The sequence below is a fragment of the Aquimarina sp. 433 genome (genome assembly GCF_054054605.1).
The window spans coordinates 799768-818519 of the sequence record NZ_JBSWZK010000001.1 but is presented as its reverse complement, the minus strand read 5'-3'; the positions used below and the strand labels follow the sequence as shown (position 1 = coordinate 818519).

General features: G+C 32.5%; 12 protein-coding genes. 3 read left to right on the top strand and 9 right to left on the bottom strand.

All coding sequences use genetic code 11. From position 1 onward, the window contains the following. Nucleotides 1–4: 4 nt before the first annotated feature. Both ACWNT5_RS03490 and ACWNT5_RS03485 read left to right on the top strand, forming a co-directional pair. Nucleotides 5–5533, top strand: a complete 5529-nt coding sequence (locus tag ACWNT5_RS03490; RefSeq protein ID WP_456516617.1) for an alpha-2-macroglobulin family protein — start codon at nucleotides 5–7, stop codon at nucleotides 5531–5533. A gap of 11 nt (nucleotides 5534–5544) precedes the next feature. Next, a complete protein-coding gene (locus ACWNT5_RS03485; RefSeq protein ID WP_299604441.1) occupies nucleotides 5545–5787 on the top strand; it encodes a hypothetical protein in 243 nt (80 codons plus the stop codon). 73 nt (nucleotides 5788–5860) lie between these two features. On the opposite strand, the gene ACWNT5_RS03480 is transcribed toward ACWNT5_RS03485, so the two are convergent. The 7 genes from ACWNT5_RS03480 to ACWNT5_RS03450 all read right to left on the bottom strand — a co-directional run bounded on the left by ACWNT5_RS03480 (nucleotide 5861) and on the right by ACWNT5_RS03450 (nucleotide 14352). After that, nucleotides 5861–7384, bottom strand: a complete 1524-nt coding sequence (locus ACWNT5_RS03480; protein ID WP_456516616.1) for a CocE/NonD family hydrolase — start codon at nucleotides 7382–7384, stop codon at nucleotides 5861–5863. A 64-nt stretch (nucleotides 7385–7448) separates the two neighbouring features. Next, nucleotides 7449–8216: a hypothetical protein gene (locus ACWNT5_RS03475; protein WP_299604437.1), complete on the bottom strand. Its 768-nt coding sequence runs from the start codon at nucleotides 8214–8216 to the stop codon at nucleotides 7449–7451. 180 nt (nucleotides 8217–8396) lie between these two features. Continuing rightward, nucleotides 8397–8984: a carboxymuconolactone decarboxylase family protein gene (locus ACWNT5_RS03470; protein WP_299604435.1), complete on the bottom strand. Its 588-nt coding sequence runs from the start codon at nucleotides 8982–8984 to the stop codon at nucleotides 8397–8399. A 63-nt stretch (nucleotides 8985–9047) separates the two neighbouring features. Next, entirely contained in the window at nucleotides 9048–9905 is an 858-nt protein-coding gene (locus ACWNT5_RS03465; protein WP_299604433.1) for a helix-turn-helix domain-containing protein, read from the bottom strand. A gap of 134 nt (nucleotides 9906–10039) precedes the next feature. Further along, entirely contained in the window at nucleotides 10040–10603 is a 564-nt protein-coding gene (locus ACWNT5_RS03460) for a hypothetical protein (protein ID WP_299604431.1), read from the bottom strand. 48 nt (nucleotides 10604–10651) lie between these two features. Then, a complete protein-coding gene (locus ACWNT5_RS03455; RefSeq protein WP_299604429.1) occupies nucleotides 10652–12016 on the bottom strand; it encodes a hypothetical protein in 1365 nt (454 codons plus the stop codon). Nucleotides 12017–12147: 131 nt separating this feature from the next. Further along, nucleotides 12148–14352: a response regulator gene (locus tag ACWNT5_RS03450; protein ID WP_299604427.1), complete on the bottom strand. Its 2205-nt coding sequence runs from the start codon at nucleotides 14350–14352 to the stop codon at nucleotides 12148–12150. 405 nt (nucleotides 14353–14757) lie between these two features. Here ACWNT5_RS03450 and pbpC point away from each other — a divergent pair, with 405 nt between their 5' ends. Next, nucleotides 14758–17085 (top strand): penicillin-binding protein 1C, encoded by a 2328-nt coding sequence (gene pbpC / locus ACWNT5_RS03445; RefSeq protein ID WP_299604425.1) that lies wholly within the window; start codon nucleotides 14758–14760, stop codon nucleotides 17083–17085. 45 nt (nucleotides 17086–17130) lie between these two features. Here pbpC and ACWNT5_RS03440 read toward each other — a convergent pair whose 3' ends face one another. Further along, nucleotides 17131–18036 carry a transporter gene (locus ACWNT5_RS03440; protein WP_456516615.1) on the bottom strand — a complete coding sequence of 302 codons (906 nt, stop codon included), beginning with the start codon at nucleotides 18034–18036 and terminating at the stop codon, nucleotides 17131–17133. Nucleotides 18037–18152: 116 nt separating this feature from the next. Continuing rightward, a complete protein-coding gene (locus ACWNT5_RS03435; protein WP_299604421.1) occupies nucleotides 18153–18620 on the bottom strand; it encodes a CYTH domain-containing protein in 468 nt (155 codons plus the stop codon). Nucleotides 18621–18752: the final 132 nt, after the last annotated feature.

Genomic DNA, 18752 nt, shown 5'->3' with positions numbered 1-18752 from the left:
AGATATGCGTCTTTCTCGTATTTTATCACTCTCCTTATTATTAATTTTTGTTTTTTCTTGTAAAAAGAAAGATGCTAAATCCATGGCAGAGGCTAATGCTTCTGAACTTAATAAGTATCAAGAATATATTTCTGATTTATCAACAGGAGTTATTTCTGTGCTAGATAATGTCTATGTGGTGCTTCAAACACCAGTGGAAGGTTGGGATGATAATCAGGAGCTTTCTGATAAAGTGTTATCGGTTTCTCCAAAAGTAAAAGGAAGAGTATTCGTAGTGAATAATCAAACAATAGCTTTTCAGCCAGAGGAAGGTTTTAAAGAAGATACGGAGTATACTTTTACTCTACATCTAGAAGATTTAGTTAAAGATTTAAATGATGATTTGGATGATGAGTTCGTTTTTAGTGTTAAAACTTTAAAACAGCAATTTTCGATAATTACAGACAATCTTCAATCCTATAGCAAAGATTGGCAATATTTAAATGGTACTCTTACTGCTAGTGATTTAATGAAGCTTGAAACTGCAAAAGAATTAATCAAAGCATCTCAAAAAGGAAAGGATGTGCCGATTAAATTTGGAGAATCACTAGATAAAAGTCGTCAGTTTAGTTTTAAAATAGATAGTATTCAACGTTTCGATAATGATTCGGAAGTAGAGATAAAATGGTCTGGGAAACCTTATGATATAGATACCGAAGGAGAAGATGTATTACAAGTACCAGGTAAAAATAACTTTTCGGTAATTAGTGTTTCTGTTTCCAATTTTAACGGACAATATGTAGAGGTGAATTTTTCAGATCCGTTGAAGAAAAATCAAAATTTTGATGGTCTGGTCACAATTTCAGGAGCCAAAGATGTAAAATATACTGTGCAAGGACAGAATTTAAAGGTATACCCAAAACAAGAGTTAAAAGGAACTTCGCAGGTTACCATTTTTGAAGGAATAAAAAGTATTGACGGTTATAAATTGAAGCAAACATATTCGGAAAGTATTTCTTTTCAACAACCAAAACCTGAAATACGATTATTACAAAGCGGAGTAATTCTCCCTACTTCGGAAAATTTGAAATTTAATTTTGAAGCAATAAACCTAAGAGCAGTTGAAGTACAGGTGGTGAAGGTTTTTGAGAATAATGTTCTTCAATTTTTACAAAATAATAATCTTGATGGATCGAGTAACTTAAGAAGAGTAGCGAGACCTATCGCTAAAAAACTAATCAATCTACAAGAAAATGCATCACTAAATTTGAGTAAATGGAATGCTTTTGCAATCGATCTAAACGAACTTATTTCTCCAGATCCAGGTTCTATTTACCGAGTTGAGTTAAATTATAGAAAAGCATATTCATTGTACAAATGTGATGGTGCTGCCATAGATGACACTCCGCTAGAAGAATTAGCAGATAATTATGATACCGAAGAAGAATCTAGTTTCTGGGATAGTTCTCAATATTACTATGATGATTATTACGATTATGATTGGAATGAGAGAGATAATCCTTGTAGCAATTCTTTTTATAGAAATAAAAAGGTAGCAGCTAATGTATTGGCCACTAATTTGGGAGTAGTGGTCAAAAAAGGGTTGAATAATTCTTATTCGGTAATCGTAAATGATATTATGACTACTAACCCTGTATCGAATGCAAAAGTTACTTTTTACAATTACCAACAACAAGAAATAGGAGTAACCACTACGGACGCAGAAGGAATGACTGGTTTTGATGCTGATAAACCAGCCTTTTTTGCAATTGTTTCCTCAGGGAAACAACAAACCTATGTAAAACTTAATGACGGAAATGCATTATCCGTAAGTAAATTTGATGTTGCTGGAGTAAGATTACAAAGAGGAATAAAGGGCTATATATATGGAGAGCGAGGAGTTTGGCGTCCTGGAGATACATTGTTTTTATCCTTTATGCTTAATGATAATGCGAATAAATTACCTAAAGGACATCCAGTTAAGTTCGAATTGAAAGATCCGTATGGAAAGGTTGTGCATCAAGAAACAAAAACAGAAGGAATAGGTAATTTTTATAATTTCCAGGTAACCACTTCTCAAGAAGCACCAACCGGTAACTGGCAAGCAAAAGTAAATGTAGGAGGAGCGAGCTTTTCAAAATCTTTGAAAATTGAAACGATAAAACCCAATCGTTTAAAGATAAAGACAAGCTTTGATGATAAGATTCTAGGAGTAAATAAAAGTATTAATGGGAATCTTGAAGTTTTATGGCTTCATGGTGCGGTTGCTAAGAATTTACAAACTGATGTAAACGTTCGTTTTAATGCTAAAAAGACTAGTTTTAAAACTTTTCCTGGATTTATTTTCGACGATCCATCCCGAAGATTTGGGACAGATGAGCAGGAAGTATTTACGGGGAAACTTTCCTCGGAAGGAAAAGCAAGTTTTTCTATAAAACCTAAATTAGAAAACAAAGCAGCAGGAATGCTAAAAGCTTCATTTATTACGAAAGTATATGAAAATGGAGGAGATTTTAGTACCGATGTGATTTCCAAGGATTTTTCTCCATATGATACCTATATTGGATTAAATGTTCCCAAAGGCGATAAAGCGAGAGGAATGTTACTAACGGATACCCAGCATAATTTTGAGGTAGTTTCTGTAGATAAAAACGGAAAACCCAAATCGGTAAAAGATCTGGAAGTGTACGTTTATAAAGTGAGTTGGAGATGGTGGTGGGATACATCCGAGGATAATCTTTCTTCTTATAACAGAAGTTCCTATAGAAATGAAATATTTAAGACAAAAGTTTCTACAAACAGTAAAGGTCAAGCCAACTTTAATTTTGAAATAAAACATCCAGAATGGGGAAGATATTTAGTAAGAGTAGTGGATCCTAATGGAGGGCATGCAACTGGGAAAACAATTTATGTAGATTGGCCAGGCTGGGCTGGAAGAGCTAATAAGAATGATCCGTCGGCGGCTACGATGCTTATGTTTTCTTCAGATAAGAAAACTTATGATGTTGGAGAAACAGCAACTATTACATTTCCATCAAGTGATGGAGGAAGAGCTTTAGTAACCGTAGAAAATGGCACCGAGGTATTAACATCTATGTGGGTCACTCCTCAAAAAGGAGAAACAAAGTTCGAATTGCCAATAGAAGATTTATATACTCCGAATGTTTATATTCATATTACGTTACTACAATCACACAATTCTACAGCTAATGATTTACCTATTCGTTTATATGGTGTTATACCGATTTCTGTGGAAAATCCAGCAACCAGAATTAAACCTGTAGTAAAAATGCCTGATGTCTTGCGACCAGAAGAAACCATAAATGTAAAGATTAGCGAAAAAGAAGGAAAGGCTATGACATATTCAATAGCTATTGTAGATGAAGGGCTACTTGATCTTACTCGATTTAAAACTCCAAATCCATGGAATACTTTTTATGCCCGAGAAGCACTAGGTGTAAAAACTTGGGATGTTTATGACGACGTTATCGGAGCTTATGGTGGAAGTATTAATCAAATTTTTAGTATTGGTGGTGATGCCGAAGCAGGAGGAGGAAAAGCCAAAAAAGCAAATCGTTTTAAACCAATGGTGGTCTATAAAGGACCTTTTGAATTGGAAAAAGGAGAAACCAAATCCCATTCGATTAAGATTCCTAAGTATATCGGTTCCGTAAGAACGATGATCGTAGCATCAGATGCAGAAAATGCTGCATACGGAAATACAGAAAAAACTACACCTGTTAGAAAACCATTAATGGTGTTAACATCGATTCCTAGAAAAATTACTCCAGGTGAGAAAGTAACGATTCCCGTTACTGTTTTTGCCATGGAGAATAAAGTTAAGAATGTAAATGTTACGCTAAAACCAAATAAAGGATTTACTGTTACAGGCGAAACAACGAAGCAACTTTCATTCTCTCAACCAGATGAAAAAATGGTTTATTTTGATATCGAGGTACTGGAAGGAGCATCGATCACGGATATCGAGGTTGTAGCTAGTGGTAATGGTGAGAAAGCTTCTTATAGCATTCCTATTGATATAATGAACCCAAATCCGATGACTACAGAGATCACCTCTATAGTTCTGGAACCTAATAGCGAACAAGAGATTGATTTTGCTTCTTTTGGAGTAGATGGGAGTAATACAACTACTATAGAACTGTCCTCATTGCCTCCAATGAATTTTGAAGGAAGGTTAAAATATTTAATCCGCTATCCACATGGATGTGTTGAGCAAACGACTTCAGGAGCATTTCCTCAATTATATTTAAATGATGTGTTTACGCTGCCTTCCGATAAGAAAGCCAAGATACAGCGTCATATGGAAGCAGCTATTTACAGATTGAAGAGATTTATACAACCAAACGGCGGAATGTCATATTGGCCAGGTTATAGTAATGCAAATGACTGGGGAACAACTTATGCAGGACATTTTCTGTTAGAAGCTAATAAAAAAGGATATGTATTACCAATAGGATTTAAAAGCAATTGGATCAACTATCAGCAGCAACAGGCAAAACGTTGGAGAAGTGGAGGTAGTGATTTAGCGCAAGCATATAGACTTTATACTTTGGCATTAGCAGGTAGTCCAGATTTATCATCTATGAACAGATTAAGAGAAACTTCTAATCTTTCTAATAACGCTAAATTAAGGTTAGCGGCTGCATATGGATTGGTAGGACAGAAAACCGCAGCAGAAAAACTAATGAATACGGCAAATATTGATTTTCAGCCTAGAAAAGGTGGTTATTATTATACCTATGGTTCTACAAATCGAAATCGAGCGATGGCATTGGAAACATTGGTGTTATTAGATCAAAAAGTAAAAGCACAGAAGTTAGCAAAAGAACTTGCCAAAGAATTATCCTCTAAAACATGGATGAGTACGCAAACGACATCATATGCTTTAATGGCAATGGCAAAATATGCTGCGTATGTTGGAGGAAAGGGAATCGATGTAGAGTATTCGTTAAATGGAACCTCTAAGATGGCAAAAACTGATAAAACCCTGCAATCGTCAGGAGAGTTGGCCATTACAAAAGCTAATAAACTGAAGCTAAAAAACAATAAGGATAATACCATTTTTGTACAGCTAGCAACGAGTGGTATTTTACCAGTAGGACAGGAAAAAGTGATCCAAAGTAACTTTAAGGCAGTTGTTGATTATAAAAATAGAGATGGAAAAATAATTGATGTTACTCAGCTTACACAAGGAACTGATTTTGTAGCCGAAGTAACCATAACAAATACTTCGAGTAGTAAAGTGAAAGATATTGCTTTAACAGAGATCTTTCCGTCTGGTTGGGAAGTGGTAAATACGCGTTTTACTGATTTTGGTTCTTTTAGAACTAATAAAGTGACCCATACAGATATCCGCGATGATCGAGTGAATTTCTATTTTGATTTAAAACCGAGAGAAAGTAAAACAGTTACATTATTATTAAATGCATCCTATTTAGGAAATTACTACTTACCAGGAATCCAATGTGAGGCGATGTATGATAATGATTATTTGGTGCGTACAAAAGGGAAGTGGATACAAGTGGTGAAATAGAATCAAATTAGATGCAATACGTTGTAAGTAGAGCAAAGCTTCCGAAGGCAGAAGAGCTGAAAACTCTTTTTTTGCAAGCTAGTTGGGCAAAAGATAGAACCATTGAAAGCATCAAAAAATTATTGAAGCATACTAAAATATTTGTGGTAATTCGAAATGAAGATACGAATCAACTTATTAGATTTGAACGTGCAATTTCGGATGGAATCCCTAGAGCTTTATTAGATATTGAAAACTATACCATTACAATGTGAAAAATTAGAATGGATGTATCAAAGCAATTGGTGAAGTAGCTTGTTTTTGATATGAACAAAAAATAGAGGAACTCTACCGTTTCAATAATTTTATTTTGTTTGCGGCATTTTGATTTTGAGGATTTAGAATTAAAGATTTTTCGAAATTGATGATGGCATTTTTCTCATCTTTATGAAGTAAATATGCCTCTGCTAAACTATCATAAAGATTGGCAGAATTAGGATAAATATATAAAGCCAACAAAAACACCTGAATACCTTGCTCTATTTTGTTTGGATCAAAAGATAAGCGTAAGCCTAAGGTATTAAGCATTCCTTCTTCTAAAATGAGTGTTGGATGTTTTTCTTTTTTGCTTTGATATAGAAGAATAAGATTTTGATAATTCTGATGTAAAGCCATATCATTAAAATCTCTATAGGTAAAGGCCTTTTCTAATTTACTTTTGGTTGTCACAGACACTAGTTTGTTATCAATATTTAGGGACTCTCTAAAAGTGCTTTCATCATCTTTTCTTTTTAGGTAAGAATTCAAAAACTGCAAGGTGTATTGGGATAGTAGCCGATAAGATTTCATAATCTCAACATCACTTTTATCTTGTCTTTTATCTCTATTGGCAAATAAAACTCCGAAAGAACTAAAATAAGAATGCGTTAAATCATGGAACTTAAAACTATGAGATTCACTATACTGTAATGAATCATATAGTTTAAACTGGTAATTCAATTCAGAAGGAATTTTATCACTAATCATTACTTCTTGAGGAATATCCTTTTGAGCAAAATGGATATATGGAATATCAAACCTTTTTATATCAAAATATGGTGATTTCTCTAATACCTTGTAATTATATCTTTCAGAACCATCTAAGCTTACCAATGCTTTTACATTAGAGTTTTTCATCGATGTGATTACATTAGATAAACCACCAAAACTATATCCCATTAGAGCAATCTTGTCTGTAGCGACGTTACCGAATTTATGAACTTCTTTTAGAATAAACTCCGTATCTCTAGATTGTGCTTCTGCAGCTCTAGGAGTTGCGCCTTCTAGTTCTTTAGTAATTGCTCCTCTTGATGGATTTGAAATAACTACATAACCATGACTTGCTAAATATTCGAATAAAGCAAAATTTTCAATAGAAGTAGCTTCATAACTAGAAGCATATACAATTACTGGAAATTTTTCTTTCAGCATTGGAGCATTATAGACTGCCTTTACCTTTTCGGAGAGATGCGCTTTATTTTGAGGAGTATTCCATAGATAATGAAACCAATCTAATAAGTACTCATCCGGTAAGTTTTTCCATTCTTCCTCTTCTTTTAAGATATGTAAATAGTCTAATACAGTTAGTTGTTTATCATTTTTTGTTTTAATGTTAGATGGATACCATATGCTTATTGGGATTGGTCGGTCTATTGATCGGTTATTAAACTCGTTTTTAATACGGTACGTTCTTGTACTATCAATTAAAGTATAGTGCTTAAAACCTACTTTGTAATCTCCATATGGAAGATTTATTTCTTCTAACGAAGTTTGGCAAAAAACGAATTGTATTTGGAGACATATAAGAATTAGTAAAGTACGTATTCGCATCATCTTAGAAATATAGGTTCTTTTCTAAAGATTCATGTGGTTAGTGTTTGTTACAGTTTTTTGATTTTTAATTAATTAAATAAAGGAATAATATTAAAATCAAAAATATTATTCCGAAAACTATTTTTAAAGGAAATTGTGCCACACCAAACGTAAAATTCATAATTTTTTCTAATCCTAAAGTTGCGTTTGAGATAGAGTTCGTGTAAATTTTTACGGCGTTAGGTTCATCATTTTGTTTGCTAAGCTCTTCCTTTAATTTGATTTCGTCGAATTTAATTGTATTAGAAACCAGTGTTAGAATTTTTTTAACGATTCGATTTACTATTCCTCCAACAAAGGGAACTTTATCTGATACTATTTTGGAAACCATGGGAATTGTAACGATATGAATAATTCCTTTAAAAAGTAATCCAAGAACATCTTTTCTATTATCTTTATTTACCTGATTATTTACTTGATTAATATCGGCCACTGCTGATTTCATAATATCTAGGGAATAACTAATTATGCCCCACATATCAGACTTCATCTTCCAAATAAGAAATAACAAGCCTATTAATAACCCTGAAATTAAAAATAAAATTAACCCGATGATTGTATAAATAACATACTCTATATGTACTAAATCAAGCACATAGAAACCAATAATGAAAAATAAGAGTGACAGTAAAATAGGGCGAATTACCCAATTGATTACATATTTTGGAAAAACTAAAAGTTCTACGAAATTTTCAACAACTTCTTCATTTCTATATTTTCTAACATCAATTCCTAATTCGTTTTTTATCTTGTTATCTAGTTTTTCAACATCCTTTTTAGTTCTAATTTTCATATTATGATTTGATTTTTGATTGATGATTCAATTGGCTTTTAGTTCGTACAATATAGACTATTATTTCCCAGTGTCTTTATGGTCTACAATGTTACGAAGATTTCTCTGGCTTTTTGAAAATAAAAAAAACCGATTACGTAAAGACATAACCGGTTGTATCAACTTATAACACATTATTTGTTATCTATAATTAGTATCATAATTAAGATTATTCGAAATTTCGGCAAACATTTCATCCGGAATATTCATAGCAAGTTGATTTGCAAAATTAGAAAGCACTTTTGCAGCTATATTGGTGATCACGTCTAATGCTTGCGGTTTCGTATATCCCGCATCAAAGAAGTTTTGTAAACTCGCATCACTCACTCTTCCTTTTTTGTTGTAAATATCCTTAGTAAACTCATGCAACACATTAAACTTTTCATTAGAAAGTTTTTGTTTGTTAATAATCTCATTAAGATCATCTGGGTTAGAATTGAATAATACTTCGCCAGCAAAAGTATGACCACCAGCACAATAAGCACAAGCATTTTCTACAGCAATTGTCATCTGTACGATATTGTTTTCTTCGGGTGATAGTGTGCCAAATTCTGCTAAATAATTCTGAGTATCTACATAAGATAATAATGTAGCCGGAGCGGATTCTAATAATCGTCCTAAATTAGGTACGGTATTAAATTTTTCTTGATACCAATTTATTCTTTGAGCAACTTCTGGTATTGGATTTTCATTTAATTCTAGACTAAAATCTCTTGCAGTTGTTTTCATTTTTATATGATTTATAATTACCATTACAAAAATGAAAAGAAGGTGTAATTTGATGTTTTATAATCAGTTCAATGATTTACTAAAATGGGTCATTTTATAATTCGTTGGAGAAACACCGTAAAAAGATTTAAAGGTTTTAGAGAAATGGGAAACATTAGCGAAACCACAATCATAAGCGATATCAGTGGCTCTTAGATCTGTAGTACCCAGTAATTGAATGGATTTTTCTAATTTTTTCTCTCTGAGATAAGAAGCAGGAGATGTTCTATAGATTTTTTTGAATTCTCTCTTAAAAGTAGAAAGACTTTTATTCGTTAAATGTGCTAATTGATCTAAGGTAATATTAGAAAAATGATGTGCTTCGATAACTTCTCTAAATGTATAAGAGGTAGGATGAAATAAATTAGAAAGTATGGAACGAATGGCTGGCGCATTTTTGGTTTGGTTTAGTAATAGAATAATTTCTTTAATCTTTAAGGTTAGGATTTCTTCATTTACCAAATTCGGATTCTCAAAATAAAACAGAATACTCTCAATATATTTCTTTACTAAAATATCACTTTGTAATTTAGACATTCCAATATCCGAAGGCTGTCGGTTTTTGAGAAAGTTAGGTAGCTTATTTTCATACACCTTTTGCAACACTTCTGGATGAAAGTGAACTGCTAGTGCTTGGTATTCTTCGGATGATTTAGAGGGCAACATATTACAAGAATAGTTCCCACATTTCATAAGAACAGACTCTTCTGAGTTAACTTTTAGCTTTTCAGTTTCGGAGATAGAATCATATTCTCCTTTGATTATATATAAAAAACAAGCCTCATCGTGCATGAGATTTGGTTTTTTATACGGTGGTTTTAGAATAACCGTTTCAAATACTATTTTCCCAAATAGATCAATCTTTTTATAATCGAGGATCATTTCTTTTTAAGTAAAGATAACTTTTAGAATGTTCAAAGTTTTGTATAATTAGGTCAATTTTTATTGTCAATTTAGATCAGATTTATAGAGTAAAGAATATGAACTAAGTTTTCTATTTCACTAATTAGTTTTATTTAAGAATTCAATTCTCGGTATTGACCATGATTAATGTTTGCAATTCTTTTTTCAAATTCATCAATGAGATTTTTATACAATGCTATTATTGGTTCTATAACTTGTGTCCAATCGTCAAATTCTAGATGATATTTGCAAACAATGCTCCAATAACCATCCAAACTACAAACAACTAAGGGACGAAAATCTTCTTTATTCGCAATTTCACTTAGAAGGTTTAAGGCATTATTAGTTTTTAAAAAATGAAGTACATTTTGGTTTTCAGATTTTAAAACGAATCTACTTTTTCTTCGTAAGAATAGATTCTTTAAATGAGAAATAGTGTCTATTTCAAAAGGGATTGGTTGTAGATCGTTAGATAATTTACAGCTTATAGTTCCAACATAATTAGTTCCTGTTTGATTAACGATCGTAAATTGATTGGATTTGTATTCAAATTTTATTTTAAAAATAACATTTGGACTTCTCGTTCCATCTCCAAACGATATGTCCTTATCATGGAGATACAATTTACCGTTTTCATTTTTAGCAATTTCCTTAAAGAATTCTATTAGCGTTTTCATATATCAGTAGTCTTATCCTACTAATAAGTACGAAAATTGTATAAATTGTTACTTTATTAGATCCAAAACCAAATCAATCTGATTTATATTATCATCAACTTTAGGGTATAATAGCAATGTGGATAGTATTTGAATACTATCAAACTGTTCATCTTTTGTTGGTCTCATTACTTTTATCCAACCACCATAAGTTCCGCCAGTATTTTCATAATTCTCTATTTCAAATTTGTTTAGAGCTAGTTGAGATTCCTTTAAGCTTTTGGTAGGAGTTAAAATAACATTTCTTATGTTGTTAGGAATTTTTGAGATAAAATCCTGTGTCTTTCCGAAATAAGTCGCATTTGGGATTAATGCTCTGAGTTGCAATTCAATTTCTAATTCTAACATGTGGTTCGGAAATAGATCTTTATAATGATGTATTGCTTCTTTTTTATGTTGTCTGTATATAGTTACTATTTTTTCATAATATAGCTTTCTTAAAGAAGGTAGTTCTTGTTTGATAGGCTCGTTCAATAATGCATCTATGGATAATCGCTGTTTGCACAATGCAGGAAGGTAATTGTTTTGTAAGAACGTTTTTCTATTTATAAGCCTTTCGACTTTTTGTTTTGTTTGCTCGTTTTGATGGATGATTCCTTCATCAATACTATTTTTTCTTTCTTCTAAAGTTGGAATATATTTTTTAAACTGTGTTTCGGTGAGAATAGATTTCATGAATTCTCGATAAAGCTCTAGTTTCTCCCATTCATTGTAATATTCACCATATTTATCCTTTACAGGTTCGTTCTCTTCATAATAAAACATTTGTTTAGCTTGATTTCGATCTAGATCTAATGAGTTGGCGTAAGAATTCATAATTACATCAGTTCTCATATCCACAATTGCTTTATAATCATCTTCTTCGATTTGATTAAAGGTTGTGAGTTCTTCTGGAGTTAGAAATCCATGTAATATTTCATTAGCAACTTCTTTAAATCTATAATGATAAGGCTTTCTTGGTTGATTATCGGATATAATTTCTTCGTTTCTTTTTATTACTAATTCTTCTGTATCGTTAAGAAGTAACTTAAATTGATCATATCGATTTTCTGATAGATTAAGAGCTTTATATTTTTTTAAGTATCGTTGATTTTTATAAGTTTCAAAATCATTCTTATCTATATGTCGTTTTTGCTCTTCTACAATTTTTTTGAACCTTGTTTTTTGTGAACTGGTTAATCTTCTTGCTATAGCTAGCATATACTTTAAATTCGCTTTTTCATATTTATAATCAGGATCAATACTAAAAGTATATTCTTTAAGGAATAAATACGTCAGTTCATCGATATCTTCAACCTGATCTTTTGTTAATGATAGGATTTCGGTAAAATCATCTGTAAAAGTTCTAGTTTGGGTAATTTTTGGATGTGACATTTACTGTTTTTAGGTTTTAAGTCGGAAATTCTAAAGGTAAGTGTCTTTTTTTAACGGTTTGTTACCCCATTTTTTGGTTTTATTACACAATAAATGGAAGGAGGGATAAGTATTAAATTTTCATCGTTAATTTATGCGCTGTTTATAACAATGTTTCTTTCGATAGCGTATTGTAGATCTTTTTTGTTCAGTGGTTTGTTGATGAGATCGTTCATACCAGCTTTTTTACAATCATCCGAAACTTCACTTAATTCAGAAGCTGTAAGGGCGATAATAGGTATTGAAGTATTAAACTCACGGATTTCTATTGTGGCACGCATACCATCCATAACTGGCATATTGATATCCATAAGAACAAGATCGAATGTGTCCTTTTTTATAGCTTGTACTGCTTCGATACCATTAGCAACAATAGTACATTCACACCCAATGTTTTTGAGTAAATTTTTGGTAACCAGTTGATTTATTTTATTGTCTTCTGCAACCAGGATATTGGCGGAGATCGAATCCTGCTCAGACGATTCCTCATCTTTGTCTGGGATTTCTAAACTCTCAGGAATGTCTGTATCGAGCTCGAAGTAAAACATCGAGCCGACCCCTTTTTTACTTTCAAAATAAATTTGACTTCCCATAACCTCAATAAGATTCTTTACTATAGACAACCCTAATCCAGTACCTTGTTTATTATCGTATACACTCCCTATTTGTGAGAATTCTTCAAAAATATACTCTTTTTGATCTTCTGGAACACCCATTCCAGTATCTTCAACTTCAAAGCGTAAGATTACTTTAGAGCCTTCTTTAGAAATTAGTTTAATTCTTAACCAAATTTTTCCTTGCTCTGTAAATTTAATAGCATTTCCAAGAAGATTAATGAGTACCTCGGAGGTTCGCAATGCATCTATATTTAGTAATTTAGGAATGCTGGGATTAAATTTTAAAATAAGTTCGTTTCCTTTCTTTTGGGCTTGATATTCGAAAGATTGGAGTATGTTTTGGGTTAAAGAATGAACATCCGTCGGTGTTTTAATAAGTTCCTTTTCTTCTGAATCAATTTTACTTACTTTAAGAACATTGTTTACCAAATCCAATAAATAATCTGCAGAAAATTTTAATGAATTTAGTAGTTTTTTGTCCTTATCCGATTGTTTTTCGTTTTCTAAAAGAATAGAAGAAATACCTACTACGCCATATAAGGGAGTTCTGAGCTCATGACTAATAGTGGAAATAAATTGAGATTTAATTTTACTAAGTTTTTCCGCTTGCGATTTTGCTTCGTACAATTCAGAATTTTTTATCTCAAGAATTTCAGTGACCTTCTTTTTAGATTGATACCCACGATAGTAAAAGAAAAAAGCTACTGCCAGTAATAAAAGTGCTGCTGTCGAGATAAAAATGATAAGCTTATTATTTTTGTCAAGGTCTACAAGTAAATCCTTTTCTCTTTCTGCTAATGCTAATTTTTTTTCATATCGATCAACTTTAGATCTAAAGTTAACGGTCTCATTTCCCTTAGATCTTGCGTTTTCAAATACTTTACGTTCATTCGCTTGAAGTAACTTTAAATCAGCTAAGGCTCTTGGGTAATCACCAATGTTTTCATACATCTCTGCTCGATACTGATAAAAATAACTTTTTCCTTTTGGCCAATAGGACTCGTCTTGCAAATACTCTAAAGATTTGTCAAAATATTCTTCAGCTCTTGCAATGTTTCCTTGATGGGAATAGTTCCTAGCTCTTAAAAGGTACAATGAACTTCGATCCACAAGAATACTATCAGGAATGCTAGCATCTATGCTGTCTGCTTCTTTAAGGTATACGGAAGCTTCATCATATTTATCTAAATCCATATAAGTCCAAATCAAATTATGTAAAGGGACTTGATACTGCTCTATATGCGAACTTTTCTTTACAAGTTGCACTGCTCTTTGGTAATAATCCAAAGCACTTTCAAAATCGTTATTACCATCATAGTATATATTTCCCAAACTATGTAGAATGTAAGGCAAAAGTAATTTGTCTTTGGTCTTTTCGGTATGTTCTAATGCTTTAAGATAGTTTTTAGTGGCATTTTCATAATCAATAATCTCGTATTGAACAGTTCCCATTAAAAAGTAACCATGAGATATATAATGATCATTTTTAAGTTCTCTACCATAGTCGACTGCTTTAAAGGCGTACTCTAACGATTCGTACATCTTATTAGCAACACGTAATTCTTCAGATTTTTTTATGAGATTATAAAGGCTGTCATTGTATTTGTAAGAAGGTTTTTCTTGAGAAAACGTACATAAAGTGCATAAAATAGCAATTATATAGAGGGTATTTTTTTTCAATTCTAAACAATTTTATTAAAAATGAACACATCTAAGTATATGATCATTGGATGTATTACACTGTTTAATTTTTTATTATAAGCCCTATTGTTTTTAATTTATTGGAAGATGCAGTGGTCGTTAGTTGTATTAAAACTGTCATAATTTAATAAAATTAAAGGGTTTATTTATGATTTTTTTAAGAAAACTCAGGAATAAACTCCAGTGAAATAAAATATTTGGGGAATTTTCCTCTTAACAAATAGGGAAAGGTGAGTGTACTGTTTTGATCTTAAATTTAGTTTTCAAATTAATTTTTATCAAGTTTCATAAGTTATCTAAATACATTTACATAAATTTCACAGATATTGAATTAATTAATATTGAAGGGAAATCATTATTGTGTTCAGAAGAGCTTTAAATTTTGTGAAGAAACATCCAATAAAATTCATTTTAATTGGAATTGCATCTATTTGGTACTATTTTTCTTTGCCATCTCCATTATTTAATGATCCTACTGCTACGGTAATCGAAACGAAAACTGGGGAATTACTTGGTGCCAAAATAGCAAAGGATGGACAATGGCGTTTTCCAGAAACAGACAGTGTACCACACAAATTTAAGGAGTGTATTATTGCATTTGAAGATCAACAATTTTATAGACATTTAGGATTTAATCCTGTTGCTATGTTTGAAGCAATTGGTGAAAATTTGGAAGCAGGTAAGGTTGTAAGAGGTGGTAGTACTATTACACAACAAGTAATACGGCTTTCTCGAAAAGGACAGAAAAGAACGTACTATGAAAAGGTGATCGAGCTCATTTTGGCCACACGATTAGAATTAGGAAAATCTAAGGAGGATATTTTAAAATTATATGCTTCTTACGCACCGTTTGGGGGCAATGTAGTCGGAATCGATATGGCTTCATGGAGATACTTTGGATTGCCAGCACATCAATTATCTTGGTCAGAAAGTGCTACCTTAGCGGTATTGCCCAATGCACCGTCTTTAATTTATCCTGGTAAAAATCAAATCCAATTATTAAAAAAGAGAAATAGATTACTAAAAACATTATTGGAACAAGAGAAAATAGATTCTATTACCTACCAATTGTCGGTAAGTGAATCATTACCTAAAAAACCATATACATTACCGCAAGATGCATCACATTTATTGGATCGATTGGCTCGCGATAATAAAGGTGAACGTATGCAAACAACAATTAATCGATCTTTACAACAACAAGTAAATAAGTTAGCTGAGCGCCATCATGGCATATTGAAGCAAAATGAAGTGCATAATCTAGCGGTATTGGTTTTGGATGTACGTACCAGAGAAGTACTAAGTTATGTGGGAAACGCTCCAACAGACAAAGCGCACCAAAAAGATGTGGATATTATAGAAGCTGCTCGAAGTACGGGAAGTACTTTAAAACCTCTTTTATATGCAGCAATGATGGATAAAGGAGAGTTACTCCCAGAGCAGTTGGTTTCTGATATACCAACTGTGATTGCAGGTTATACTCCTATGAATTATGATGAAAGTTTTAACGGCGCTGTACCTGCCAACAAGGCGCTTGCAAGATCGTTGAATATACCAGCAGTAAGATTGTTACAACAATATGGATTGCAACGATTTAGAGATGAATTAAATATATTTAAAATTAAGGATCTTAAATATACTGCGGATCACTATGGATTATCACTCATTGTAGGTGGAGCAGAAGGGAACCTTTGGGATTTGTGTAAAACGTATGCTGGTCTCGCTGGCACACTTAATCATTATGAAGAATCCTCTAGCGAATATTATAGTAATGAGTTCGCAGAACCAATTGTTTTGGCCAATCAAAATGTTGATTTTGGTAAACTCGAACAAGAAAAGCCTATGTATGGTTCTGGAAGTATATGGTTAACTTTTGAAGCAATGAAAAAGGTAAATCGTCCAGAGGGTGATGAAGCATGGGAATTTTATGATTCTGCCCGAGAAATAGCTTGGAAAACAGGAACTAGTTTCGGCAATAGAGATGCTTGGGCGATTGGGGCAAGTAGAGATTATGTAGTAGGAGTATGGATAGGAAATGCAGATGGCGAAGGAAGACCTGAACTAACTGGATTAAATTCTGCAGCACCATTGCTATTTGATGTAGTCAATTTATTACCAAATTCTAATTGGTTTCCGGCGCCTTATGATGATTTGGTAGAAGCTGAGGTATGCACACTGAGCGGTTTTTTAGCTTCAGAAGAGTGTGCTTCTAAAAAAATGTTGATTCCTACGGCAGGAATTAAAACAAAACCTTGTCCGTATCATAAGTTAATTCATTTAGATCCTTCGCGAGAATTTCGTGTGAATTCTTCTTGTGAATCAGTAGATACAATGATTCATGAACCATGGTTTGTATTGCCGCCTTTACAAGCATATTATTTTAAGGGAAAACACGCTAGTTATAAAAATTTACCTCCCTATAGATCAGATTGTGTAAAGGAACTGACGGGTAATATGGATTTTATTTTCCCGAAAGGGAATAGCAGTGTATACCTACCTAAAGGGTTTGATGGAAAAACTAATGATGTGATATTAAAAATAGCTCATACTATTCCAGAAACAAGAGTGTTTTGGTATATAGATGATAATTTTATAGGAGTTACGAAACAGTTTCATGAAATGCCGGTAAAACCATCTCCAGGAAAACGTATTATTACGGTAATTGATGAAAAAGGGAATGAGTTAAAGAAGAGAATCGAAATTAAAGAGTAAAACTATATCCCAATAATTCGCTTATCAGGATATAGTCTTAAGATTTTAAAGAGGTTTATAGACTAAGCCAAAAGAAAATGAAGTTTCTTTGTTAAAATTACGACCATCTATATTTTGATTATAGGCAGTAGAAACGCCAATCTCATTCTTATATACTGGGATGTATAAGTTTACATTAATATTCGTATAATCAACTTCGGTTTGTGGAAGTGCTCTTGGTCCTCCAGCTTCGGCAAATTCTGGTGTTCCAATATCAAGTCCGTCCATCGAATCTTGTACTGCTAATTGTACATGTGTATAAAAATAGTTGTTAAAATACCCCAGCTTTATACCGTATACTTGCGCATTAGGAACATCAAAATCACTGTTGTCCTTTAAACTGTATCCATACTGTACTTCTGTGAAAAAATTAACTTTTGTTGTTAGCTGAGCCATAACATTTGCATTAAAAGCATTCGCATTGTTTCCCAATGATAGAACACCTTCAGCTTCATAATTACCAATAGGAATACTGGCTCCCACAGCTGCACCGATACCAAGTTTTCCTAAGGAGTTGATGTTCCTTTCTAAGATTCTTCCTTTTAGAAATACACTTAGGTCCTGAATACCTTCTACGCTTGATGTTCCTTGTACCGGATCTGGTTCTCCCGTTTCACTTTCTATAAATATGTAAGGTATATTAAGGGACGCAGATAACCAATTTGTGATTCCGTATTCACCATAAAGATTCACTATATAGGAAGATATCGAACCTAAACCAGCAGGGTTACCTTCTGTAAGCTCAGTGCCTCTATAAAACCTGTCATATTGTTTGAAAGAATAACTCGGAGCTATTGTAAGTTCATTCTTTTGTGGATAAAAACCACTTACTTCTGTTTGAGCTACTAAAGGAGCAGAAAAACATAGTAATACCATAGCCCCTAAAAAGGACTTCTTAGATTTGTGTAACATGATAATTTTTTAAAAAGGTTAATAAGCCTCCTTAGACGGGGAATATTCACCTATAATTACAAACCAAAATGTTACAGATTTGTTAATTGAAAAATCCTCAGATTTTGAAGATTTTTTTACCAATTTCGGAATGGAAGCTTGCTTAATTGAGAATTATAATATTTGGGATCACCTGTTACTTCATCTCCTAACCAATTTGGTTTATCAAAAGCTTCATTTTCGTCTTGTAATTCTATTTCTGCAATGATTAATCCTTGGTTTTCATCAAAAAATTCATCCACTTCAAATACATGATCTCCAGATGGTATTTCATACCTAATTTTTTTGATGACTCCTTGTTCACAAATTTTAATTAAATTTTTGGCATCTTCTACAGGTATGTTTTTTTCCCATTCATAACGAGAAGTACCGGTTTCATTACTCTTACCCTTAATAGTAATAAAAGCTTGTTCGTCTTTGATCCTTATTCTAACAGTTCTATCAGGATCTGTATTTAAAAATCCTTGAACAATATGTGTGCTCCTATTTGCCTCCTGCTTATATGCATTTGATTTTACCAAAAATTTACGTTCTATTTCAATCATTGTAATATTTATTATGCAAAGGTTATAATAACTACAATCTCCTAGCACCTTTTTTTTAGATGCTTATATCCATATTTGAAGATCAAAAAAACAATTTTTAATCTTCAAATATGGATATTTAGATTGCTTGAA